The following is a 24,211-nucleotide window of genomic DNA, read 5'->3' on the forward strand; positions in this document are numbered from 1 at the left end:
GTGGGGCCTGTTTCTTCAAGAGACAGATTCCTCCTCGTACCTCGTCGGAATGACAGTTCAATTAATGCTGATGTCCTTCGTGGCTGTGATCATCTCCTTTTTCCGCACGGTCGTACTTGCAGCATCCCGGCAGATCGTTATACACACTGTCTTTTGCCTTATGCATTTCAGTATCGTGCCCTACTTTGGCGATGGCCATGTGAACCTTGTGCATGTCGGTTTTGCCATCATCAAATTTCACTTCAATCATTTTCGTTTCCTTGTTCCAGTTGGCCTTGGTAACACCATCAACCGAATTGGCAGCTTTCTCGATGCGTTTCTCGCACATGCCGCAGTTTCCTTTCACTTTGAATTTTTCTGTTTTTTTTAACTATTTACTCCTTTCTTTTACTGGTTATTTTGATTTTGTATCATGCCGCCACCTTGCATCACATTGTTTTTACTATTTGCCTTCAACAACCGGCAAGCCCAGTGTTACCCAATCATGCATGCCGCCGTGGTAGTACAGTATTTTTTCAGGTGGATAACCGGCCGACAAAAGATTGCGGATAGCAGTAGGCGACTGCGGACATTGCGGTCCGTTACAAAAAAAGATAGTCGGGCTGTTGCGGTCCAACTCACCCATTCTTTCTGTTATTTCATTGTGAGGAATATTTATAGCGCCGGCAATGGTGGAACTTTTATAAAAATCTGATGTACGGGAATCAACTATTGGTAGCCCCTTTTCCTGGTATTTGTGGACTTCAAATTCATCTACCGTACGAACATTTTCTGCAATTTCAATCGGTTGAATTATTCCCCAGGTTGTATCTACTATCACCAAACCAGTTTCCCCGCTAACAGGCTGAGGAACCATCTGAGTATTTTCTCTTTTGGGTGCTCGTTTTTCACTGATGTCTTTTTTGTTGACGTTTGTTCTTTCAGTTTTTAATTCCATGATTTTCTTTTCTCCTGGTAACCCTACTGAAACAACTTTGTCATTCACAATAAGTAAGGGGGAGGTTTTTAAATGATATTTTTCTATCATTTCAGGATGGTTCTCAAAAAACATCACTTCATAAGGCAAACCGGCATCTTGCAATTGTTCTTCAAGTATTGGCCGGTGATTGCATGTTTTTGTCGCTGCGATTATAATTTTCATAAATTTATTATTTCATTTTTCGTTTTAATAATTGGGCGTTAATGGCCACAATGATGGTACTTAAACTCATCAACACCGCGCCGAATGCCGGACTAATGAGAATGCCCGCACTGAACAGCACACCGGCTGCCAGTGGTATAGCCACCACGTTGTATCCGGTGGCCCAGATAAAATTCTGAATCATTTTTTTGTAGGTCGCCTTTCCGAACAGGATAAGCGAAACGATATCGCCGGGATTACTGTTTACCAGGATAATATCGGCTGTTTCGGCGGCAATGTCCGTACCCGATCCCACGGCAATACCCACATCGGCAGTAGCGAGTGCCGGGGCATCGTTGATACCGTCGCCGGTCATGGCCACAAACTCTCCATCTTGCTGAAATTCTTTTACTTTCTCCAGCTTCTGGTCGGGCAGAATACCTGCAAAATAGCCATTCAGACCCAGCTCGTCGCTGACACTTTTGGCCACCTTTTCATTATCGCCGGTCATCATATATACTTTCAGCCCATTGTTTTTCAGTGTTTTTACTGCTTCGTACGACTCTTCACGAATCTCATCGGCCATGGCGATAAAACCGGCCAGCTTATCCTCCACCATCACAAAAACAACGGTTTCCGCTTCATTTTTATAGGCTTTGTCCGGTACCTCAAGTTTCTTTTCTTTGACATAACCCGGGCTTACCACCTTTAGGTTTTTGTTTTCTACCCTTGCTTCAATCCCCTTTCCGGTAATGGCGTTAAAGTTTTCTGCCTCGGGAATTTCAATTTTTTCGTCCCTTATTTTCTGCATAATACCCATTGCCAGGGGATGCTCCGATTTTCCTTCCAGCGCACCAGCCAGACGTAAAACCTGTTTGTCATCCAGGTCTCGGTCCAGTGAGCCGTAGCGGGTGACCCCAAAATTCCCTTTGGTAAGGGTTCCTGTTTTGTCAAAGGCCAATAACGTGATCTTGCGCGAATTTTCAAAAGCTGTACGGTTCCGGATGAGCAATCCGCGCTGTGCGGAGATGGAAGTAGAAATGGCAACCACCAGTGGCACGGCAAGTCCCAGGGCATGCGGACAGGTGATAACCATGACCGTGGCCATCCTTTCCAGGGCAAAAACAAAAGGCTTGCCCAGTATCAGCCAGGTAGCCAGCGTTCCAAAGCCGACAGAAAGGGCAACAATGGTTAGCCAGAAGGCGATGCGGTCGGCCAGGTTTTGGGTTTTTGATTTTTTATCCTGGGCATCACGCACCATGTTGATGACTTTGCTCAGATAGGCATCTTCTCCTATCTGTTTGACCCTGATTGTTAACGAACCATTGCCGTTTATTGTCCCGCCGATTACCTTATCGTCTTTGGCTTTCTTGACCGGTTTTGCCTCGCCGGTCACCATAGATTCATTCACATGGCTTTCGCCATCCACGATTTCGCCGTCAACGGGTATCTTCTCACCCGGCCGCACCAACACACGGTTGTCTTTCTCAAGTTGGTCAACTTTGACATCCACCGTCTCCCCGTCTTTCAACAGATGGGCTTCGGAGGGCATCATCTCGACCAGTTTTTGTAACGAGCGGGAAGCCCCCATCACCGATTTCATCTCGATCCAGTGACCCAGCAGCATGATGTCGATCAAGGTGGCCAGCTCCCAGAAAAAGGTGCTTCCTTCCACACCAAAAGTAGTGGCAGAGCTGTAACCCCACGCTACCGTAATGGCCACGGCAATCAGTGTCATCATCCCCGGCTGTTTTTTCTTTAGCTCATCTACAATACCGGTTAAGAAGGGCCAGCCGCCATAGAAAAAAACCACTGTTGAAAGCACAAAAAGGATATATTTATCAAATGCGGGGAATACTTCCAGCGAATATCCCATTATATCCTGTATCATAGGCGACAACACCAAAGTCGGGAAAGTTATAATGAGGGATATCCAGAATCGTTTCCGGAAATCCTTGATCATCATGGCATGGTGACTGGTGTGATCATGCGAGTCATGGCCATGACCGCCATTATCATGTGAGCTATCATCGTGCCCGTTGTGATGGCTCTTATGTTTATGTTGATGATGTTGTTCCATATAATGTTATATTTTTATATTACTCTTTCCTGTAAATTAATTAATCCGAATAAAAATAGCAGGCAGGCATGGGAACCTTACCCTGCCTGCCTTTCTTCCAAAATTCTACATCAAATCTTTTTTCCGCTCTTCGAATTCTTTTTTATCGATTTCGCCTTTGGCATAACGCTCCTTCAATATATCGAGCGCTGTTTTTCCCGTATTTTGGGTGGAACCGGTGTTCTGATTCATTGATTTTACAACGATCCCAATAACAGCAATAACGATAACGAGGCCGATGATCCACCACCAGCCCATTCCCATTCCGTATCCGCCATATCCTCCCATCATCGTAAGCTCCTTTCTTTTACTGGTTATTTTGATTTTGCATCATGCCGCCACGGTTTTGCATCATTCCACCCTGACCCTGGTTCATCATACCTCTGCGGTTTTGCATCATACCGCCTTGTCCCTGCATCATTCCGCCACTTTGCATCATCATGTTTTTCAGTTGTTCTTTTTGGTCGCTGTTAAGGACGGCTTTCATTTTTCCGGCCGTTTCATAAGCGGCTACTTTCATGTTGATTTTGGTTTCAGAACAAGCTTCCATCTGGTTTTTCACCTGGCTTACCGAAGCATTGTCATCCAACAGGCTTTTCAGTTTCAATTGTTTTTTGCGCAATTCTGCCTTGTGATCGATTTGCAGCTTTTTAAATTCGGTCTGTAAATCAAGTAGGTTTTCCACCTGCTCATCACTAAGCGACAGTTGTTCCTGCATGTTGGGCAGGCGGTTCACCATCATACCGTATTTTTGCATGGGCATGTTCTGGTTCATCATCTGTCCGTACATCGGGCACATACCGTTTCCCATCATGCCCTGCATCATTCCGTTGTTTTGCATCATCATGCCTTGTTTTTGGTTTTGCATGTTGTTTTGGCCCATCATTTGGGCGCTTGCCGTGTACCCTGTCATAAAAAGAAGGGTTGTTGCGATAATTATTAATTTTTTCATGTCATTAAATTTTAATTGTTTTACAAAGTACGTGAAAACTAATCTTTTATCTGTTACATAATTTTTAAAAGATTTTATAGTATTTTTATTTTTTTATTGTTTATAGTTGTTTATCCGAATGAGTTTGACAATATCGAGCCATACATTTTCAACTTCAATATTTTCGGGCTGAAATCCGGCTTTCAGTAAGTTTTGATAAGTTTCGCGGTTGATGTTAGCCCCATAAATATTCAGGGGAATAAAATTGAATACATCCATCAGTTCACCCACAACTTTTTTCTGGCTCCGAACGTGCTCCAGCATCAAAATTTTACCGTCATTTTTGCAGACACGGCGAATTTCTTTCAGTCCTTTTACAGGGTTAGGTACCGAGCAAAAAACACAGGAAGTAACTACTGTATCGAAACTGTTATCAGTAAAATCCATGTTTTCAGCATCCATTTCCAGTAGTTGGATATTACTTTTGCCTATTGCTTTTTTTCGGGCTATTTCCACCATTTTGGGGCTGAAATCGATTCCGGTGAGTTCAACGTTTGTTGGATAATACGGGATATTTCTACCTTCTACCCGTGCCAATTCCAACTTCCAGTACCTTTCCTTTTACTCCCGATAACAGTTTTTCTTTCCATCCGGAAACAGCCATTTCCATGGGTTTATCGAGAATATCGTAAAACCCGGCAACCCGGTTGTAGCGTTTTTTAATTTTGTTTGTCATGGTACTAAGTCTTTCCCGGTTTCTGTCCTATCCTACAACTTCATAATTCCGCATCGTGCCCATGTCTTCATGTTCAAGGCTGTGGCAGTGGTAAACATAAATGCCGGTGAAGTCTTCAAAATATTCCAATTTGTATTGCAAGCCGGCATCCTGCAGTTGTTGTTCAAGTATTGACCTGTGTTTGCATGTTTTTGTTGCTGCTATTGTAATTTTCATTGTTCCATTTCAATTGTTACTATTCATTTTACGTTTTAATAGTTGTGCATTAATGGCGACAATTATTGTGCTTATACTCATAAAAACTGCTCCCATTGCAGGACTGATAAGTATATTGACACTATATAAAACTCCTGCTGCCAGTGGTATGGCTACCACGTTATAGGCAGTTGCCCATATAAAATTCTGGATCATCTTATTATAGGTTGCCTTGCCGAAAATCACCAGTGAAGCTATATCTTTCGGATTGCTGTTGACCAGGATTATATCAGCTGTTTCTGCTGCTATGTCAGTACCGGAACCTACCGCAATCCCAACATCGGCAGTAGCCAGGGCCGGGGCATCGTTAATTCCATCGCCGGTCATGGCTACAAATTCACCTTTTTTCTGAAATTCTTTTATTTTTTCAAGTTTCTGATCGGGCAGGATATCCGCAAAATAGCCGTCCAGCCCAAGTTCATCGCTTACACTTTTGGCCACTTTTTCATTATCGCCTGTAATCATATACAGTTTCAGCCCGTTCTCTTTCAGCATTTTTACTGCTTCAGCAGATTCCTCCCTAATTTCATCAGCCATTGCAATGAAGCCTGCAAGTTTATCGTCAACCATCACAAACACAACCGTTTCAGCTTCATTCTTATACGCTTTATCCGGAATTTCTATTTTTTGATCTTTTATAAAACCCGGACTTACCACTTTTACTTTTTTGTTCTCCACATCGGCTTCGATCCCTTTTCCGGTAATAGCATTAAAATTTTCCGCCTGGGGAATTTCTATTTTTTCATCCTTGATTTTTTGCATGATCCCCATCGCCAGCGGATGTTCGGATTTTTCTTCAAGAGCCCCGGCCAAACGTAGTATCTGATTGTCGTCAAAAGCCTTATTTAATGAACCATAACGGGTTACACCGAAATTTCCTTTGGTAAGGGTTCCGGTTTTATCAAATACCATTACACTTATTTTTCGTGAATTTTCAAATGCGGTTCGATTCCGGATGAGCAAACCGTGTTTTGCCGCCAATGAAGTTGAAATTGCAACGACTAAAGGCACTGCCAGTCCCAGGGCATGCGGGCAGGTGATCACCATTACTGTGGCCATACGCTCCAGGGCGAATACAAATGGCTTCCCGATAATTAACCAGGTGGCGAGCGTGCCAAACCCAATGGTGAGGGCAATGATGGTGAGCCAGAAGGCAATACGGTCGGCCAGATTTTGTGTTCTTGATTTTTTGTCCTGCGCATCGCGCACCATGTTTATCACCTTGCTCAAATAGGCATCTTCGCCCACCTGTTGTACACTCACTTTTAATGAGCCGTTACCATTAATAGTTCCCCCGATTACCTTATCATCTTTCAATTTTTTAACTGGCTGAGATTCACCGGTGACCATTGATTGGTTGACATTGCTTTCTCCGTCTGCAATGATACCGTCGACTGGTATTTTTTCTCCGGGCCGAACCAATACCAGGTCATCTTTTTTGAGTTGATCAACTTTTATGTCTTTTGTCTCACCATTTTGAACGAGATGGGCCTCGGTTGGCATCATTTCAACCAGTTTCTGCAGAGAGCGGGAAGCCCCCATCACCGATTTCATTTCGATCCAATGGCCCAGCAACATAATATCGATCAGCGTGGCAAGTTCCCAGAAAAAGGTACTTCCCTCCACCCCAAATGTGGTAGCAGAACTGTAGCCCCATGCCACGGTAATGGCTACAGCGATCAGGGTCATCATACCGGGTTGTTTTTTCTTAAACTCATCCGCTAATCCACTTAAAAAGGGCCAGCCGCCATAGAAGAAAACAATGGTTGACAGGGCAAAGAGGATGTAATTATCAGCCCCCTGCAAAATAGAAAATTTGTAGCCCAGTAATCCCTGAATCATGGGCGACAAGACTAAAATGGGAATAGTGAAAGCAAGGGAGACCCAGAAACGCTTTCTGAAATCCTTGATCATCATAGCATGATGGCCGCTGTGATCATGCGAACTGTGGTTATCTCCGTTTTGCTTATTATTATGTTTATGCTTTGACTCTTCATGATGATCCTGATGCCCCTGCCCGGTATGGTTTTCGTGTTTTCGATCATTATGTTTTTGATCCATAGTTCTTACTTTTGTTTTCCTGTCCGTAAATATTCCTGATACGGACTGTTTTTATGACTATTGATTCATGGGATTTCGTTCATGCATCCTGTTGTTCCATTCTCTGGCAAAAGAAGTATCCCTGTCCATCATGTTCATCATGTTGTTCATCATGTGATTATCTATTTCAGGATTGTGTTGGCGCATGTAATCCAGATTATCCTGATTAAACATGTGGTTCATAAACTGGCCATTCTCCATCATCCAGTTCAAAGAAGTGGGTTGGGTCATCATTTCATTCATAAAATCATTCATCAGTTCCTGGTTGTTCAGGATTTGATTGAATGCTTCTTCTTTTTGTTGTTCGTTGGCTGACAGGTCAATCTTCGCATTGTTCATATCCGAGCAGCCTGAAACTAATATTCCAATCATTAACACCAGGCTAAAAGCCCAAAAATTCATCTTTTTCTTTGTTTTCATGATATATAAAATTTTTAAATTATTATGTCGCTAATCTACATCAGGTATACCGGAAGATGTTACATAATTCTTTAAATGATTTACATCATTCACACTTCTTATATTACTTCATAATTCCGCATCATTCCCATATCCTCGTGTTCCAGGTTGTGGCAGTGATAAACAAAAATGCCGGTGAAATCTTCAAATTTCAGCGCGATTTTAACTTTCATTCCGGGCATCAGTAAAAAGGTGTCCTGCCACCCATCATCAACAAAACCATCTTTCACTGTCTCCCATGAATCAACGCTTACCCCGGAAATATCGCGATCGATAATTTGAAACTGTAATCCATGCAAATGAACCGGATGAGGCATTCGCATCATGTCCTGCATCATTCCCATGCCACGCCCGTCGTCGCCATTTATAAATTCCCAGATTTCTGTGGTATTCAGTTTTACTTTTTCCCAATCGGCCACTTCTCTCATTCCAAAAGTTTCGCCGTTTATTACCCACTGCATGCGTTGATTGTAAAACCGGAACTGGCGCGGAGAGGCAGCATTTACAGCTTCCGATTCCCGGATGGAACTGATCGTTTGAAATGCAGAAGGCAACGATTTCCTCTCACCACTTTCCGATGTAACCGTGAACTTGCAAATATCGAAAGCGGCACCATTTGCCGGACCAGATCCTGACATCATCCGTCCACCCATCATGCCGCCGCCCATTCCCATGGAGGTTCCGTCGTTAAATGGAAGGCTTTGCAGCCAGACTTCGTCATCGGCATTCATCCCGGAAAAATCTTTCCAGATTTCTGCCCGCTCTCCGGGAGCCAACATCAGGTAAGGTTTTCTTACCGGCTGAGGCAACAAACCACCGTCGCTGCCGATAACAATTACATCGGAGCCATCGCTCCAGGCCAGCTTGTATATGCGTGTGTTGGAGCCATTCAAAACCCGAAAACGGTAAGTTGCTTTTGAAACCTGCATATTATTTTCAGGAATTCCATTCACTGCAATGCGATCGCCCAGAAATCCCTGCATTCGGCTCATCGGGTTATTTTGCAAATAAACCAGTTGATTGTTCTCGTTGAATATCCGATCCTGGATAATAAGTGGGACATCAAATTCCTTTGCGGGCAAATCATTTTCGTCATCTTCAACGATGAACATTCCGGCTAATCCCCGGTAAACCTGCGGCCCGGTAATTTTATCGGGATGCGGATGAAACCAGTAAGTTCCTGGCCGGTTATTCACCTCAAATTCATACACATACTGTTCCCCATTATCAATGGCGTACATTGGGTGTCCATCCATTTCGGGCGGAATGTGCAGCCCGTGCCAGTGAATAACGCTCTCTCGCGGTAGTTGATTTTTAAAACGGATCCTGATTTTTTGTCCGGGTTTTACTCTGAAGACAGGACCCAGCCAGGAACCGGGAAGATTTTCAACAGTGGCATTGTTTGCTTTTAAAACATTCAACATATAAGAATAGACCCCTGTTTTGTTGCCACTCAATACCTGAATATTGTTTCCGTTAGCCGTTAATTCAACATCAACATCCGCATTAAAACCAGCGTTAACGTTGTAATTTCCTTCAGGTATCATTGCCTGGCTGTTGTTCTCACAGAATGTGAATGCAGGCAAAAATGCAGAAACCGCAATTCCGCCACTTAGTTTTTTTATAAAATTAGATCGTTTCATAAATATTGCAAATTTGATGAACACTTGCCCGAATGTAGTAACTTTTAAAGACAAATCTTTTTTTCTGAAAAGGTGGGTCTTTAATTGAACCTCAAAAATTAAAACATAAATCTCAAACCAACAATCAACCGGTTGCCGTTTTTTATTCCTCCGGTTCGTGAAGAGCTAACAGCAATTGGGTACAATCCCTCAAATTTCACATGTCGAAACAAGCTGAAATCACGGTAATGTCAGGAGTTAAACCATAGGCCACCACCACCGGCATCATGTGCATCACCATGTCGTTGCCGCCCATTTGATTGAGGATGTTTCTGTACTGCAGTCGCACAACAATGCGGTCCTGCGCCGGAGTAAGACCGGCATCTACACTAATTCCTTCTGCTTTTGTGCGGGTTCCAAAGGAGATTAAAAATGCGCCCAACAGAGTAAGGCTAAGAAATTTATTCTTCATTTTTAGCGGGTCCAATTTTCTTACCGGGTGTAAAATTGGCTTTTTTAATGCGCTTTTCGATTTCTTCTTCTGAAACTTTTGCTCCGGGTTTCATTTCAATAACCACTTGTTTTTAATTTTTAATTTCTGTTAAAATTTTAATCTACTAACAACATTTCTCACCTTTCTGTTCAGGCGGACATTTTACTGAACCGTACGAACAGAAAACACAACAATCGCCCTGTTTTGGTTTTAAAGGGGTATGGCAATTCTCACATTCATACAAAAACTGGCATGCATCTATCGGCATAGTTTCTTCTTTTCTAAACCCGCAATCAGGGCAGGTTATTACACTTTTAGTGATGATGGTGCCCATGTTCATTGTTGTTTTGGTTTAGATTAGGAAATGCTATTAAAAAAGAACCGACAATGAATTTATTGCCAGTTCCTTTTACCTTTCAAAATAATTATCCTGTTAATGCTGATGACCTTCGTGCGAATGTTCTGCTTTTTCAACAGCGCGATCATATTTGCAGCATCCCGGCAGATCGTTATACACACTATCTTTTGCCTTATGCATTTCAGTATCGTGCCCTACTTTGGCAATGGCCATGTGAACCTTGTGCACGTCGGTTTTCGCATCATCAAATTTCACTTCCATCATTTTCGATTCCTTGTTCCAGTCGGCCGACTGAACGCCATCAACCGAATTGGCTGCTTTTTCGATGCGTTTCTCGCACATGCCACAGTTTCCGTACACTTTAAATTTCTCCGTTTTTTCTCCTGCAAATACCGTGAATGTTCCCAGAACGAACATTGCGATTAAACTAAAAACTTTTGTCTTCATCTTTTTTTGAATTTTAATTGGTTAATAACTCTAACTTCTTCTCTCTCTGTAATAACAACAAATAACTTATTTTTTTCTTAAACGCAATGCATTTGTTATAACTGAAACCGAGCTAAAACTCATGGCCGCCGCCGCGATAATGGGGCTGAGCAATATGCCGAAAAACGGAAACAGGATACCTGCTGCAACCGGTACGCCGAGTGAATTGTAAACAAAAGCAAAGAACAGGTTTTGCTTGATGTTCTGCATGACTTTATGGCTCAATTCCCGTGCCCGGACGATACCGTCCAAATCACCTTTTACCAGAGTAACTTCAGCGCTTTGCATGGCAATGTCGGTGCCGGTTCCCATGGCAATGCCCACATCGGCCTGTTCCAATGCCGGGGCATCGTTGATGCCATCACCGGCCATGGCAACTTTATGGTCCTGAGCCTGCAATTCTTTCACTTTTTTGAATTTGTCATCGGGCAGGCAATCGGCCTGGTAGCCGTCTAATTTTAGTTCCTCGGCTACTGATTTGGCCGTATATTCATTGTCGCCGGTAAGCATGTGTACTTTTATGCCCAATGTTTGTAATTCCCCGATGGCTTTGGCAGAAGAGGCTTTAATGGTATCTGCCACGCTTACAATTCCTTCGACCATATCTTCAATCAAAAGGAACATAACCGTTTGTCCGGTCATTTGCCATTCTTTCACTAGTTCCTGTTGTTCCTTTGTAAGCGTTGCTCCAAAATCTTCAGTCAAGCGGCTGTTTCCAAGCCCAATACTTTTCCCATTCAGTATTCCTTTAACGCCTTTTCCGGTTACTGCCTCAAATTGTTCAATCTTTTGCGGTTTAATCCCTTTTTCTTTTGCCCCTTTTACAATCGCTTCCGCAACCGGATGTTCGCTGTTGGCATCTACCGATGCAGCTATGGTGAGAATATCTGTTTCAGACAATTTTCCAAATGAGTGGAAAGATTTCAAGGCCGGTTTCCCTTCGGTTATGGTTCCGGTTTTGTCAATAATAAGCGTATCCACCTTATTCATTTCTTCAATGGCGCGGGCATCCTTAACCAACACGCCGGACTGGGCCATTCTGCCCGAACCCACCATAATAGACATAGGTGTTGCCAATCCCAATGCACATGGACATGCAATAATTAAAACCGCGATAGCATTGACAAATGCATACACATAAGCCGGTTCGGGGCCCCATATTGCCCAAACGGCAAATGTGATTATGGCAACACTTACCACAATCTGCACAAAATATTTGGCTACCACATCGGCCAGTTTCTGGATGGGTGCCCGCGAACGGCTGGCCTGGTTCACCATTTCAATAATCTGGGCAAGCAATGTATCTCCACCCACTTTTTCAGCTTTCATCTCGAATGAGGTGTTCCCATTTATGGTTCCACCTGTCACCTTATCATTTTCTGCTTTATCCACCGGAATGGGTTCTCCGGTAATCATGCTTTCATCGACCACTGCATTTCCGCCGGTGACGAAACCGTCAACCGGAATTTTTTCGCCGGGACGTACCCTTAAAATATCCCCTTCCTTTACATCTTCAAGAGGTATTTCTGTTTCTTCTCCGTTGCGGATAACCCGTGCCACGGCAGGCACCAAATTCAACAGTGCCTTGATAGCCGAGTTGGTTTTGCTGTGCGCCCGAAGTTCAAGTACCTGGCCTAATAAAACCAGGGTGAGAATGACGGCGGCAGCTTCAAAATAAAGGTGCACATTACCCGAGGCATCTTTGAACTGATCAGGGAAAGCCCCCGGGATGATTAATGCAAATACACTGAAAAGATAAGAAGCCCCCACGCCAATGGATATCAGTGTCCACATATTGGGTGACCATCTCCTTACAGAGGCATAGCCGCGTTTGAAAAAGTCCCAACTGGAATAAAACACCACGGGTGTGGCCAGGATAAATTCAACCCATCCCCATACTTTTCGCATGGCCATTCCATCCAAATTAAGAAAAGGAATAAATTCCGACATGGCGATCACGAATACCGGAATACTTAAGGCCAGTGCCACCCAGAATTTCTTTGCCATTTTTTTATAGGCTTTTTCTTCCTCGCTGGTTTCTTCAGCTTTTTCGGGCATCAAATCCATTCCGCATTTCGGGCAACTGCCCGGGTGGTCTTGTTTCACTTCCGGGTGCATCGGACAAGTATATATTTTTTTTGCACTGCCCGGTACAGGTTTCGATTCTTCTTTTTTCAGGTGCATCCCACAAACCGGGCAATCGCCGGGCTCTTCGTATGTTTTATCACCTTCACAGCGCATGGGGCAGTAATATTTCCCATGATTTTCCCCTCCGGCTTTCGCTTCACGATGTTCGTGGCCGTGCACATGCTGATGATCATGGTGGTGATTCCCTTTCGCATGAGAATGCTGGTGCTCCTCCTTGTTCTTTTCATCCACCGGTACCAGGTGCATGTTGCATACCGGGCAATTGCCGGGCTGATCGTATGTTTTGTCGCCCTCGCATTTCATGGGGCAGTAGTACTGTGTATGTTCTTGTTTGTTCGTCATAGATTTTATTTTTAACTACCCTAAAGATACCCTGATTATGTTATCAAGCTGTTACACAATTTATTGAATAATTTATATAATTTTCAGTTTTCAGACATTATCAATCGATTTTCGTTTCTGCTCCCGCAATTTTTTGAAATGCGATGGGGTAAAACCGGTTATTTTTTTGAACTGTCCGGACAAATAGGCTACACTGTTGTAACCCATTTCCCAGGAAATTTCGCTTAAGGTTTTTTCGTCATATACCAGCAACTCTTTCACCCGTTCAATTTTCAGGTTGATAAGATTCTTTTCTATGGTGGTACCTTCTACTGACGAAAAAAGTGTACTTAGGTATGAATAATCCAGGTTAAGCCTGTCGATCAGGTATTCCGAAAAGTTCATCTTAGTTTCCCCGGTGTGATGGTACACATATTCGATGGTAATATTTTTAATTTTCTCAATTAATCTCCTTTTCGAATCGTTGATGATTTCGAAACCGACACGCTTCAAGTTGTTGTTTAACTGCTCCAGTTTATCGGGTTCAACTTTTTCATTGGCTTTAACCTTTCCTAACTGAACATTTCCAACCGTAATTCCCGCTTCATCAAAAATTTGCGAAACCACCAGGATGCAACGGTTGCATACCATGTTTTTAATGTAAATCTCCATGAATTTTCTCTTTAAGTTTAAAACAGATTATACCGCAAGTATCCCGGTTTCATCGGTCCTTACTTTATACACTTCATCAACGGGTGAAATGATGATCATCCCGTCGCCACGATACCCGGTCCTTCCGTTTTTGCGGATAAGCCCCACGACCGGCTCCACGTGTTCATCCGCCACCAAAATTTCAACTTTAATCACCCGGTAAGCATCGGCAAACGGGTATTTGGCGCTGATGTGCTCTTTTTCATGATCGGAATACTTTCCGGTACCTTCGCATTCCACGAAAGTCATACAGCAATAACCCTCTGCTTTTAATGTATTATAAACCTCTTCCGTCATCCTTTATCTGATATAAGCTTTTATAAGTTTCATAATATTTATATTTTAAGTGTTACATCTTAAATTTTGTTTCAGAGCAATCCGCCACTTCCTTTAACTGGCAGGAAGAGCAATCCAGCTCTTTATCAATGTTTTTATTATCGTCGAACGCACAACTGTGCATTTCAAACTCTGCGTTCTTATTGAAGAACAGCTTAACACCCAAAGCCAGCATAACAATTGCAACCAACAAAATCGATATGATCAAAATTTTTAAATACATAATTTACTCCTTTTACGGTTAAACTTAAATTCGTTTTACATTGCAGCAGTCGAGCCGTTTTTTGCCAAAGTTTTCCTGATTGGTTTTTGCCAGATTTTCAATCCACCTGGCTAAAAATCCTTTTTTCTTTTCGGTTGCGGGGACAAAGCCCATCCCGGTTAAACATTTAACCAGAAATTTTTCGCTGACGGAATAAGGTTCATAAGAAATAATCAGCGAGTCTTTCTTCCTGGAAACGTTATTAACCCCCGGTATTTGTTTTACTTTCTTTATTGTTGACCCGATGTTTTTGTTCTTTACTTTATCCCCTAACCTGAAAAGAATATTTTTTTGAAGTGATTCCATTTCTTAACAAACTATAAAACTGCCCGCTATTTTTCATTAATGCGAATGCCCCTCCTGTGAGTTGCTTTTCTTGTCTTCAGTTCTGTCATATTTGCAGCAACCGGGAAGCTTGTTGTACGCTTCGTCTTTTGCCTTTACCGAATGCAGTTGTAACACTTAACATTGCAACTACCATCAGTGATAATACTACTTTTGTTTTCATAATTACTCCTTTTAAAAATTAATGATATAAAATTGATTACTGTTTTGATCCCTGAAACATCAGGTTATAAGTGCTGTCTTCATCCATCATGCTGAAGGTGTATGAAAAAGTATGGTTGTCCATGTTGAATCCGCCGAAATGTTCATCGTCTTCATTGTGTTCTTCGTTCATGTGGTGCATCCATTCGGTTTCACCATCACCAATGTCACCCATCATTCCGTCCATCATGTGGCCGCCGCCGAGCATGTGCCCGTACATTTCTTCGAAACGTTCGCCGGTAAAACACACATAAGCACTGTGGTGATGCTCGTAATAGTTGAGCACGAAAGTGGTATCGAAGTCGCTGGTGTAGCAATTCACCTCGATTTCATTTTCACCAACGATTGTTACTTCGGCGGTGGCCGCTGCCGAGCTTTCGGAAAATGCATTTGCGCTTTTAGTCCCTTCTTCAGTTAGGGTACCGGTGTAAACACCTTCAACCGAATTGTTCTGTGTTCCTGCTCCTTCTTCTTTTTCACAGGCTGCAAACAACGCCACTGCTGCAACTAACCAAATTGTTTTTACTAAATTTCTCATTTTCAATATTTTTTTGAATTATTTTATGACCTCTTTTACTTCTCCGCAACTCATCATCATTTCTCCGAAGTAGGGATTCCTGATTTTTTCTGTTTCGCTTAACCAGTATGCACCCTGGTCGTCATTTGCCATGGGGCAGAACTGGTAATATGCGGTGCCGTTCAATCCAAACATTTTCAGGCTTTTGTAAAAGGCAAGGTTAAACTCAGCAAATGCCTGGCGTTGTTTTTCGATATCCTTAGAATTGCCAATGGTTTCGATTGAGCTGTTCAGCGTTCCGAGCTGATCCATCCACGCCATGTGGGCATCGCCTTTGAGTAATCCCATGTTTACATTTTCCAGCGCCGCAATTACATCTTTTGCTTCTTCGCTCACCTTTTCGGCATTGGTTTCCACGAATGCGTTTTTCATGTCGAGGTAAGCTTCATAAACATCCGTCAGTTGTTCTGTAAATTGCGGGTCGGTTTCTATCGGTTCAATGTCAGCTTCCGGCACCGAAGGTAAATCCTGTGTAATGAAAGCTTCACTTTCACCCGTTGTTCCCATATCCATACCGCCGTGGTTATGTCCGGTTGAAACAGGGCCGCCTTCAGGGGCCATCATACTGGGTTTTCCGGCGAGTTGGGCCGCTGCATCGATGCTGAATGTACCGTTTACCGCAATTTCTTCGCCTTCCATCAAGCCGTTTTCAACCAGATAACTATCCCCTAAAGCAGGGCCCAAGGTGATTTCACGCATGATAAAATTCACCCCTTGATCTGATTTTGTTTTGATGTAAACCACCGAACGTTTTCCGGTCCACATCACGGCAGTTTTAGGCACCACGAGTGATTTCGAGGTATTTGTCAGCTTGGCCTCAACAACCCCGGAGGCAAACATTTCGGGTTTGAGATTACCCTCTTCGTTGTTGTATTCAACCCGGGCTTTGGCCACCCGCGTTTTCGGGTTTATCACCGGGTCAACATAAGAAATGACACCCTCAAAATTTTTGCCCGGCAGGGAGGCGACGGAAAATTCCACGATATCGCCTTTTTTCACCCAGGGGATATCTGATTCATACACGTCAAACAAAACCCAGACTTTAGAGAGGTCGGCAATTTCATAAATAGTTTTCCCTTCGCGGACATAATCGCCCAGGTTAATCATTTTTGCCGTCACATAACCGGAAATATCGGCTTGAACAGGGAATTCTTCCTTAATTTTTCCGGAGCTCAAAATGCCTTCAACTTGGGTGTCAGAAAGTTTCCAGTTTTTCAGTTTTTCTTTGGCCGCCGCAAATAATTGGGGCTGTGTTTCAGCTATTTTCTGTGCCTCAAATAATTCTTCCTGGGCAGTGACCAGCTCGGGTGAATACACATAAGCAATGATTTCTCCCTTGCTCACATATTCGCCCGTAAAATTGACCATTAACTTTTCTATTCGGCCCGGTATGTGCGATGCCTGCGAAAATATTAACCGTTCATCGGCTTCAATTTTCCCATCGAGCCGTACTTGTTTAACGGGATGCACTTTTCCCACCATTGCCGTACTCACATTGGCAAGCTTCATGGCCGTCGGCGACATGCTTATGGCTTCAGGGTCAATATCTTCGTTTTGGTCATCCTCAAGCGGGATTAACTCCATGCCGCATATTGGGCAGTTGCCCGGTTCGTTTTGACGTACCTGCGGGTGCATGGAACAGGTCCAGACAGTCTCTCCGTTTATTTCAGTTTTAACGTGTTCGTGGCCTTCTTCTTGAGACGTATTGCCGTTCTTCATTACAGAACCGGAGCCGCCAAAAATCAACCATCCTGCCAGCACACCAACAATCAGCGTGGCTGCCGCAATTATTATTGTTTTTTTGTTTGTCGTCTTCATTTTAATATGTTTTTGATGTTAAGTAATTAATTTTAGCAATGGCAATTTTGTATTGAGAAAGGGCTGTTGCCCTCATTTTGCGGTATTTCAACAATTGTTGCTGCATTCTCAAAACCTCCTCGAATTCCTTACCGGAATTACCATACGAAGTAAAAAGTAAGTTTAACGATTGTTGGGTGGTCTTGATTTGCTGTTCATAAAGTGACAATAGTTGCAACTGCCGATCAATCTCATACCAAACCATTTCATACTCAGCGATAAGTGTATTTTCGACTTCTTGTTTTTGATTCGCATAGCTTTGCTGCATTAGTTGTGCTTCTTTTTCGGCAGCATCGTATTTTTTCCTGAAAATGGGGATACTTACCGAAACCATCGGCATCAGTACATCTTTACCGTTATCTGTCACGCTCATATCGTTTCGTTTCCCAAGAATTGCATAATCCAGTCCGACTCCCAATTTTGGCAATCCCTGTTTTTGCGCGGCGATTTCAGAGGCTTCACTCGCTTTAATTTTCAGATCGAGTGCATTTAGCGTGGGATTTGCCAGCAGGGAATCTTTCCTGAAATTTTCCGGCAGGTATTCCGCTGTTAATAAATCAGGAACATCAACAGCAGCGTTTTCATCCCTGTTAAGCAGATTGTTAAATGCAACGAGCAGCGGCTTTTCCTTTTTGTTGAGAATGCTGAGGTTGGTTTGGGCATCTTTCAGCATGATGTCCACCCGCAACACATCTGTCATTGGTGAAGCGCCGTTTCTAAACTTCGAAATGGCAATGGTTTTATACGATTGAAGGATATCGATATTTTCGCGTTCAATCTCTTTCAACCGGTTCAATTCATATAACGGATAATACGCTGCAGCCACATTGTAATACAATTTATTACGGGCATCCAGAAACGCCTGGTATTTGGCTTCGGCCATCAGGGAAGCAGCATCGCCTTTGGCTTCCAGCGTCCCAAACCAGGGAAATATCTGGCTAAGCGAAAACTTCGCCCGCTGCGGCCCTACCCGCGTTTCTACCGGCGAAAGAAAATAGCCGAAGGAAAAAGCAGGGTCGGGCAGCGTGCTTACCTGGGGCACTTTTTGCAGGGCTGCTTCAAAATCCTTGTATTTTGCTTGCAAACCAGGGTTATTTCCGGCGGCCTCACTGAAGTATTCTTCCAGTGTTTGGCCCTTTGCCCCGAAACCCACTACCATTAATAAAATGGATATAAAAATATATTTTCGCATGACTATTGTTTTTTAATTTTTTGTTCTTCCCTTAAACTGTACAGCACCGGCACCATGAAGATGCTGATAATGGCCATCGCCATTCCGCCAAATGAAGGGATTGCCATCGGGATCATAATATCCGAGCCCCTTCCGGTGGAGGTGAGCACCGGCAACAAAGCAATCATGGTGGTGCCTGCCGTCATCAGGGCCGGCCTGACTCTTCGTACCCCGGCTTCAACCACAGAAGCCCTGATTTCTTTCAAATTTGCCGGGAGATTGCGTTTAAAACTCTGGTCGAGGTAAGTGGCTATCAGTACCCCGTTGTCAGTAGCAATGCCGAAGAGGGCGATAAAACCAACCCACACGGCCACACTGAGGTTAATGGTGTGTATCTGGAAGAGATCCCGCAGGTTAACGCCAAATACCGAAAAGTCGGCAAACCAGCCTTGTCCGTATAACCATATCATCAGGAATCCCCCGCTGAAAGCCATGGCAATTCCTGAGAAAACCATCAGTGAGGTCGAGACCGATTTAAACTGGAAATACAGAATCAAAAAGACAATGATCAGCACAATAGGAACGATGACTGACAGTCTTTTTTCTGCACGTACCTGGTTTTCATAATTTCCTGAGAATTTATAGCTGATACCCGCAGGGACATCTAATTCCCCGGAATCAATTTTGTTTTGGATCACTTTTTGGGCATCATTGACCACGGTAACTTCTGAGAAACCGTCGCGTTTATCAAAAAGAACATAGCCTACCAGAAAGGTTTCCTCGCTTTTAATCGCCTGGGGCCCCCGCTGGTATTCGATATCCACAATCTGACCAATAGGGATTTGTGCCCCTGTTGGTGTTGAAATCAGGATTTTATTCAATGATTCCGGATCATCGCGCAGTTCACGCGGGTAACGCACCCTCACCGGGAACCGTTCGCGCCCTTCCACGGTGGAAGTTACCTTCATCCCGCCCACGGCCGTTTCTATCGTTTGCTGCACATCTTCCACGTTCAAGCCATAGCGTGAAATCTTTTCGCGATCGATATTAAACAAGAGGTAGGGTTTCCCAACTATCCGGTCGGCAAATACCGCTTCGGCTTTAACCGAGGGAACCGTTTTCAGGATATTTTCCAGTTTTATTCCAAAATCCTGTATCGTGGTTAAATCCGGCCCATATACTTTAATCCCCATGGGCGCACGCATGCCGGTCTGCAACATGACCAGCCGTGTTTCAATGGGCTGTAGTTTTGGAGCGGAAGTCAAGCCGGGTATTTTGGTTACCTTTATAATCTCTGCCCAGATATCATCGGGCGATTTGATCTTATCGCGCCAGTTGCGGAAATAATTTCCGTTTTCATCCGGAATCAGTTGTTCCCTGAGAATTCCTCTTTGCAAAGCTTCTTGATTAGTGAGGGTATCGTTATTTCTTAGAATAAACCGATTATTATCATCTACTTTAAACCGGGTGCGGTGCCCTTTTTCATTCAGCATGTATTCGGGTTTGTAGTTGATGACATTTTCATACATCGAAATGGGCGCCGGATCCAAAGCCGATTCGGCCCTTCCCAACTTCCCTACGGTCAGTTCAACTTCCGGGATTTTGGTTATCAGCATATCGAGTTGCCCAACGGTTTTCCGGTTGAATTCAATACCGGAATGGGGCATTGATGTGGGCATCAGAAGGAAACTCCCTTCATCTAAAGAGGGCATAAATTCCTTACCAATTCCAGGGAAGGCCTCTGTTAGCCCTGTCCAAACTTCTGTTGACCGTATATTCCATCCCAACTTATCGAACCCTTTTGGCACAAATACGAAAAGGCTGTTAAAGCCTATCCATGATGTTATTCCAACAAGCATAAGGAAAGAGGAGAGCGACAAGAATGTGATTTTATGGTTAAGGCACCAGTTGAGGATGCGTTTATAGTAATGTTCTAAAAGAAGGAAGCTGCCAAGGACAGAGCCCACCATTACGGATACAAAAATAAAGTTGGTAACCAGGCTCCGTGATGCTCCGAGCGGCAGCCAGTATTTTGCCAGCAACCAGGTTATGGCGATCACAGCAATAATCACGCTGGCGTGTTTTAGCACAACATACGCAAATTTTTTCAGCCAAATTATTGTTTTTGAACCTGTATTTCCTTGCGATTCTTTTTCGCCGCCCCTGAATATTTGATTGAGCAGTCCGGATACACCGATAGCAACCAGTATGGAGCCACCCCATAAATAGCCTGTAAAAAGCACAATTATTCCCACGGGAATGATAGCGATATTCAGCCATCTGACAATATTCTTCTTCTTTATTTGAGCCCCAAAAACCCAATGGGCAAGTGTGGGCAGAAATAACATCGTAACAATAAGTGCAGCAACAAGGGCAAAAGTTTTGGTGAAAGCCAGTGGCCCAAAAAGTTTTCCTTCGGCGGCCTTCATGGTAAACACCGGGATAAAACTTACAATGGTTGTGGAAACGGCTGTTAAAATAGCTGAACTCACTTCGGCCGCGCCATTGTAAACCGTAGTGATCAGTTTTTGCCCCGGTGAAGCCTCGTCAATATGTTTTATAATATTTTCGGATAAAATGATCCCCAAATCGACCATGGTTCCGATAGCAATGGCAATGCCTGAGAGCGCAACAATATTTGCGTCCACCCCAAAATAGCGCATCGCGATAAAAACCATCAGTACGGCAATGGGCAGCAAACTTGAAATCAGAAACGAAGCCCTAAGGTTCAACACCATAACAATCACCACCAAAATAGCTACAAGTATTTCGAGCGTTAAAGCTTCTTCCAGTGTGCCCAGTGTTTCATGAATCAATTCTGAACGGTCGTAAAAAGGCACTATGGTCAATTGGCTTTCTGTACCATCTGCCAGGGTTTTTTTAGGCAGGCCGGGTGCAATTTCTTTGATTTTTTCTTTTACACTGTTAATAACCTGTAGCGGATTTGCACCATACCTTGCAACCACAACGCCGCCAACCACTTCGGCACCGTCTTTATCCAGGGCGCCGCGACGGGTGGAAGGACCTAAGCTTACCACGCCTATATCCTGAATACGGATAGGCACATTTTCCTGAACGGCTACAACGGCTTTTTCGATATCTTCTACTTTTTTGATATATCCCAGGCCACGGACTAAATATTCCGCCTGATTGATTTCGATGGTTTTGGCCCCTACATCGCGGTTCGATTTCTGCACCGCCATCATCACTTTGTGAAGTGGGATGTCGTAGGCTTTTAAAGCATCAGGATTAACATCAATCTGGTATTCCTGCACAAAACCACCGATGGAAGCGACTTCTGAAACACCTTTGGTGGCATTCAATCCGTATTTTACATAAAAGTCCTGAACGGTACGTATTTCGTGCAAATCCCAACCGCCGGTGGGGTTGCCTTTTTTATCGCGTCCCTCGATGGTGTACCAGTAAACCTGCCCGAGCGCGGTGGCATCGGGTCCGAGTGCGGGCTGCACCCCTTCGGGCAGCAACCCAGCCGGCAGCGATGCCAGCTTTTCTAAAATCCGGGATCGCGACCAGTAAAACTCAATATCCTCTTCGAAGATGATAAAGATGCTGGAAAACCCGAAAACCGAGGTGCTCCGGATAGATTTTACGCCCGGGATACCCAACAAATAGGTGGTTAAAGGATATGAAACCTGGTCTTCAATATCCTGTGGCGACCGTCCCGGCCATTTGGTAAAAACGATTTGCTGGTTTTCACCAATGTCCGGTATGGCATCCACCGGAACAGGGTCAGATGGCAGGCCGGGTATTTCCCAGCCAAAAGGGGCGGTAACAATGCCCCATGTTACAAAAAAAATTAATACCAGTATGGTAACTAATTTGTTTTCAAGAAAATAACGAATGATTTTATTTAACATGTAACTTCAATTATGATTTTATTGTTTTATGAATACAACAACTCAGCCGCCGCATAGTTGTTTACCAGTGGCTGCCTGTTAACCATAATAAAATCATAAAAGAAATACCTGTCTTAGTGAAAGTGCTTTGAGCGTAGTGAGTGGAGGTGGAGATCCAAATAAACTAAATGCCTTTTTAACAGTTGATTCGGGAAGTTTCCAATTGGTGTTAGAGGAATAATTTGCAAAAACACTGAGCTGTTTGAACACCGGAATTTTTGAAATTTGCGGTGGTGAAAAATCTTCGCCTAACTGATAAAAGTTTGATTCGTTGTGGCAGCATTCACCGGAATCGCAGCAGGGGTTGGTTTCGTCAAAAAACGAGGTGGAAACCAGAAAATCGCCACAGTAATTCTGAGATACAGTCATCCCTGTTGTTGCAATTAGCAACAAAAACGAAAGGGTAATATGGCTGAAACTTTTAATCATTTATTTTTATCATGTAACAAAGTAACATCTTATGCCTTTGATTGTTTTACACAATTTTGAGAAAATGTTATAATATTTTTTCCTGGATCTGCTAACGTCCGGAAACCGGCTTTGAGCCGTTCAGTTCCGGAACACGACTTAATAATGTTGTACTTCTGCCATGTCATCCAGTTTAACCTGTTCTTCCATTAAATTTTTTATGGTTGTCGATTTAAAATATTCGATAATCTGGTTGTTCAGTTGTCCCCAAAATCCTTTCAGGGCACAGTTATTTTCGCGATTGCATTCAAATTCAGGTGCAATGCAGTCAATCACGCAAATGCCAGGTTCAAAAGCATTGTGTATGTCGTAAACTGTAATTTCAGATGGTTTTCGCGTTAACACATAACCACTTTTGCGGCCGTGTGCTTTTGTTACAATTCCTGTGGCTTTGAGTGAGCTTAAAATATGGTCGAGGTATTTGTATGAAATTTCCTGATTTTTTGCAATATCTTTCTGGTAAATGCCTTTTTCATTGGCGTTTAATGCAATTTCAAGAACTGCCCTTATTCCATATCTTGTTTTTGTGCTAAATTTCAAAGCTACATTTTTTTAGTTAAAATTTCTTCGGTGTCGAAATTGAAAACAAAGTTAATAAAAACCTTATTTTTAACCTTCACCAGCCCCATAAGTTTCTGTGGCGGGTCAATTTCAAAATCAGTCAGTTTTAGAGTAAAACTACCACCGAGTAAATAACCTTTTTCAAGATTTGATTCAACCCGGCATGGGACAACATATTCACGTGACACACCTGCTATTGATATTTCAGTTTTAAAATTGGTTAATCCGGTGGTTTCGTCGAAATCGGCCAGCTCTTTTTGTTCAATAAAAATTTTGATGAAAGGGTAGTTGCCTGCATCCACCATTTCTTTAAAATCTTGAATCATCCGGTCATTAGGGCCTGTAAAATCATCAACTGCTATTTGTATTTCTCTAAAAGAACCGTTTTTTGTGGCAGTTTCCGAAGCTTCGCTGATTGAGGGACTGACATTTATTAATTCAAACTCATTTACATTTGATGACCCCTTTATTGAAATATAATTTTCATATTCGGTTTTCCCGTCGGTATCAGTTCTGCCTGATGCAAAACTTAAGGATTGCATTGAAGCAAAAATTGCAAGCAGGAAATAATATGTTATGAATTTCAATCTCAAAATGATTGTTCTGATAAATTAAGTGGGGTGCCCGTTGATTTTACGGGCAACCCTTCAATTTTCT

Annotated in this window: 26 protein-coding genes; all 26 read right to left on the bottom strand. The window is 43.2% G+C overall.

Going from position 1 to position 24,211, the window contains the following annotated elements; all coding sequences use genetic code 11:
* Window positions 1–61: 61 nt before the first annotated feature.
* The 26 genes from ACTCNA_RS11725 to ACTCNA_RS11850 all read right to left on the bottom strand — a co-directional run bounded on the left by ACTCNA_RS11725 (window position 62) and on the right by ACTCNA_RS11850 (window position 24,096).
* Window positions 62–346, bottom strand: coding sequence for a heavy-metal-associated domain-containing protein (locus tag ACTCNA_RS11725; RefSeq protein ID WP_462948105.1), 285 nt, complete (start codon window positions 344–346; stop codon window positions 62–64).
* A 96-nt stretch (window positions 347–442) separates the two neighbouring features.
* Window positions 443–1,141 carry a rhodanese-like domain-containing protein gene (locus ACTCNA_RS11730; RefSeq protein ID WP_462948106.1) on the bottom strand — a complete coding sequence of 233 codons (699 nt, stop codon included), beginning with the start codon at window positions 1,139–1,141 and terminating at the stop codon, window positions 443–445.
* A gap of 7 nt (window positions 1,142–1,148) precedes the next feature.
* Window positions 1,149–3,200 (bottom strand): copper-translocating P-type ATPase, encoded by a 2,052-nt coding sequence (locus ACTCNA_RS11735; RefSeq protein WP_462948107.1) that lies wholly within the window; start codon window positions 3,198–3,200, stop codon window positions 1,149–1,151.
* A 105-nt stretch (window positions 3,201–3,305) separates the two neighbouring features.
* The gene (locus ACTCNA_RS11740) at window positions 3,306–3,530 is read right to left on the bottom strand and encodes an SHOCT domain-containing protein (RefSeq protein ID WP_462948108.1); all 225 of its coding nucleotides are present in this window, start codon (window positions 3,528–3,530) and stop codon (window positions 3,306–3,308) included.
* A gap of 16 nt (window positions 3,531–3,546) precedes the next feature.
* A complete protein-coding gene (locus ACTCNA_RS11745) occupies window positions 3,547–4,191 on the bottom strand; it encodes a hypothetical protein (protein ID WP_462948109.1) in 645 nt (214 codons plus the stop codon).
* A 93-nt stretch (window positions 4,192–4,284) separates the two neighbouring features.
* Entirely contained in the window at window positions 4,285–4,767 is a 483-nt protein-coding gene (locus tag ACTCNA_RS11750) for a class I SAM-dependent methyltransferase (protein WP_462948110.1), read from the bottom strand.
* On the bottom strand, window positions 4,748–4,906 hold the full coding sequence (locus tag ACTCNA_RS11755; RefSeq protein WP_462948111.1) for a hypothetical protein: 159 nt from the start codon (window positions 4,904–4,906) through the stop codon (window positions 4,748–4,750). Before ACTCNA_RS11755 ends, ACTCNA_RS11750 begins: the two co-directional genes overlap by 20 nt.
* 27 nt (window positions 4,907–4,933) lie before the next feature.
* Complete coding sequence (locus ACTCNA_RS11760; RefSeq protein WP_462948112.1) at window positions 4,934–5,122, bottom strand: multicopper oxidase domain-containing protein; 189 nt, start codon at window positions 5,120–5,122, stop codon at window positions 4,934–4,936.
* Window positions 5,123–5,131: 9 nt separating this feature from the next.
* Window positions 5,132–7,222, bottom strand: a complete 2,091-nt coding sequence (locus ACTCNA_RS11765; RefSeq protein WP_462948113.1) for a copper-translocating P-type ATPase — start codon at window positions 7,220–7,222, stop codon at window positions 5,132–5,134.
* 57 nt (window positions 7,223–7,279) lie between these two features.
* On the bottom strand, window positions 7,280–7,681 hold the full coding sequence (locus ACTCNA_RS11770) for a hypothetical protein (protein WP_462948114.1): 402 nt from the start codon (window positions 7,679–7,681) through the stop codon (window positions 7,280–7,282).
* Between the two features lie 98 nt (window positions 7,682–7,779).
* On the bottom strand, window positions 7,780–9,363 hold the full coding sequence (locus tag ACTCNA_RS11775) for a multicopper oxidase family protein (RefSeq protein WP_462948115.1): 1,584 nt from the start codon (window positions 9,361–9,363) through the stop codon (window positions 7,780–7,782).
* A gap of 196 nt (window positions 9,364–9,559) precedes the next feature.
* Window positions 9,560–9,814, bottom strand: a complete 255-nt coding sequence (locus ACTCNA_RS11780; RefSeq protein ID WP_462948116.1) for a hypothetical protein — start codon at window positions 9,812–9,814, stop codon at window positions 9,560–9,562.
* A gap of 145 nt (window positions 9,815–9,959) precedes the next feature.
* Complete coding sequence (locus ACTCNA_RS11785) at window positions 9,960–10,169, bottom strand: GDCCVxC domain-containing (seleno)protein (RefSeq protein ID WP_462948117.1); 210 nt, start codon at window positions 10,167–10,169, stop codon at window positions 9,960–9,962.
* Between the two features lie 99 nt (window positions 10,170–10,268).
* Window positions 10,269–10,640, bottom strand: coding sequence for a heavy-metal-associated domain-containing protein (locus tag ACTCNA_RS11790; protein WP_462948118.1), 372 nt, complete (start codon window positions 10,638–10,640; stop codon window positions 10,269–10,271).
* Window positions 10,641–10,706: 66 nt separating this feature from the next.
* The gene (locus tag ACTCNA_RS11795) at window positions 10,707–13,169 is read right to left on the bottom strand and encodes a copper-transporting P-type ATPase (RefSeq protein ID WP_462948119.1); all 2,463 of its coding nucleotides are present in this window, start codon (window positions 13,167–13,169) and stop codon (window positions 10,707–10,709) included.
* Between the two features lie 90 nt (window positions 13,170–13,259).
* On the bottom strand, window positions 13,260–13,820 hold the full coding sequence (locus ACTCNA_RS11800) for a helix-turn-helix domain-containing protein (protein WP_462948120.1): 561 nt from the start codon (window positions 13,818–13,820) through the stop codon (window positions 13,260–13,262).
* Window positions 13,821–13,847: 27 nt separating this feature from the next.
* Window positions 13,848–14,156, bottom strand: a complete 309-nt coding sequence (locus tag ACTCNA_RS11805; RefSeq protein ID WP_462948121.1) for a P-II family nitrogen regulator — start codon at window positions 14,154–14,156, stop codon at window positions 13,848–13,850.
* Window positions 14,157–14,208: 52 nt separating this feature from the next.
* Window positions 14,209–14,418, bottom strand: a complete 210-nt coding sequence (locus ACTCNA_RS11810; protein ID WP_462948122.1) for a hypothetical protein — start codon at window positions 14,416–14,418, stop codon at window positions 14,209–14,211.
* A gap of 24 nt (window positions 14,419–14,442) precedes the next feature.
* Entirely contained in the window at window positions 14,443–14,763 is a 321-nt protein-coding gene (locus tag ACTCNA_RS11815) for an LDCC motif putative metal-binding protein (protein ID WP_462948123.1), read from the bottom strand.
* Window positions 14,764–15,001: 238 nt separating this feature from the next.
* Entirely contained in the window at window positions 15,002–15,541 is a 540-nt protein-coding gene (locus ACTCNA_RS11820) for a hypothetical protein (RefSeq protein WP_462948124.1), read from the bottom strand.
* An 18-nt stretch (window positions 15,542–15,559) separates the two neighbouring features.
* Window positions 15,560–17,398, bottom strand: a complete 1,839-nt coding sequence (locus ACTCNA_RS11825; protein WP_462948125.1) for an efflux RND transporter periplasmic adaptor subunit — start codon at window positions 17,396–17,398, stop codon at window positions 15,560–15,562.
* A gap of 1 nt (window position 17,399) precedes the next feature.
* A complete protein-coding gene (locus ACTCNA_RS11830) occupies window positions 17,400–18,629 on the bottom strand; it encodes a TolC family protein (protein WP_462948126.1) in 1,230 nt (409 codons plus the stop codon).
* A gap of 2 nt (window positions 18,630–18,631) precedes the next feature.
* The gene (locus ACTCNA_RS11835) at window positions 18,632–22,486 is read right to left on the bottom strand and encodes an efflux RND transporter permease subunit (RefSeq protein WP_462948127.1); all 3,855 of its coding nucleotides are present in this window, start codon (window positions 22,484–22,486) and stop codon (window positions 18,632–18,634) included.
* Window positions 22,487–22,579: 93 nt separating this feature from the next.
* Window positions 22,580–22,954 carry an HYC_CC_PP family protein gene (locus ACTCNA_RS11840; RefSeq protein WP_462948128.1) on the bottom strand — a complete coding sequence of 125 codons (375 nt, stop codon included), beginning with the start codon at window positions 22,952–22,954 and terminating at the stop codon, window positions 22,580–22,582.
* Between the two features lie 138 nt (window positions 22,955–23,092).
* A complete protein-coding gene (locus ACTCNA_RS11845; RefSeq protein ID WP_462948129.1) occupies window positions 23,093–23,533 on the bottom strand; it encodes an RrF2 family transcriptional regulator in 441 nt (146 codons plus the stop codon).
* Between the two features lie 2 nt (window positions 23,534–23,535).
* Window positions 23,536–24,096 carry a hypothetical protein gene (locus tag ACTCNA_RS11850; RefSeq protein ID WP_462948130.1) on the bottom strand — a complete coding sequence of 187 codons (561 nt, stop codon included), beginning with the start codon at window positions 24,094–24,096 and terminating at the stop codon, window positions 23,536–23,538.
* Window positions 24,097–24,211 lie beyond the last annotated feature (115 nt).

The sequence above is a fragment of the Tangfeifania sp. genome (assembly GCF_055108615.1).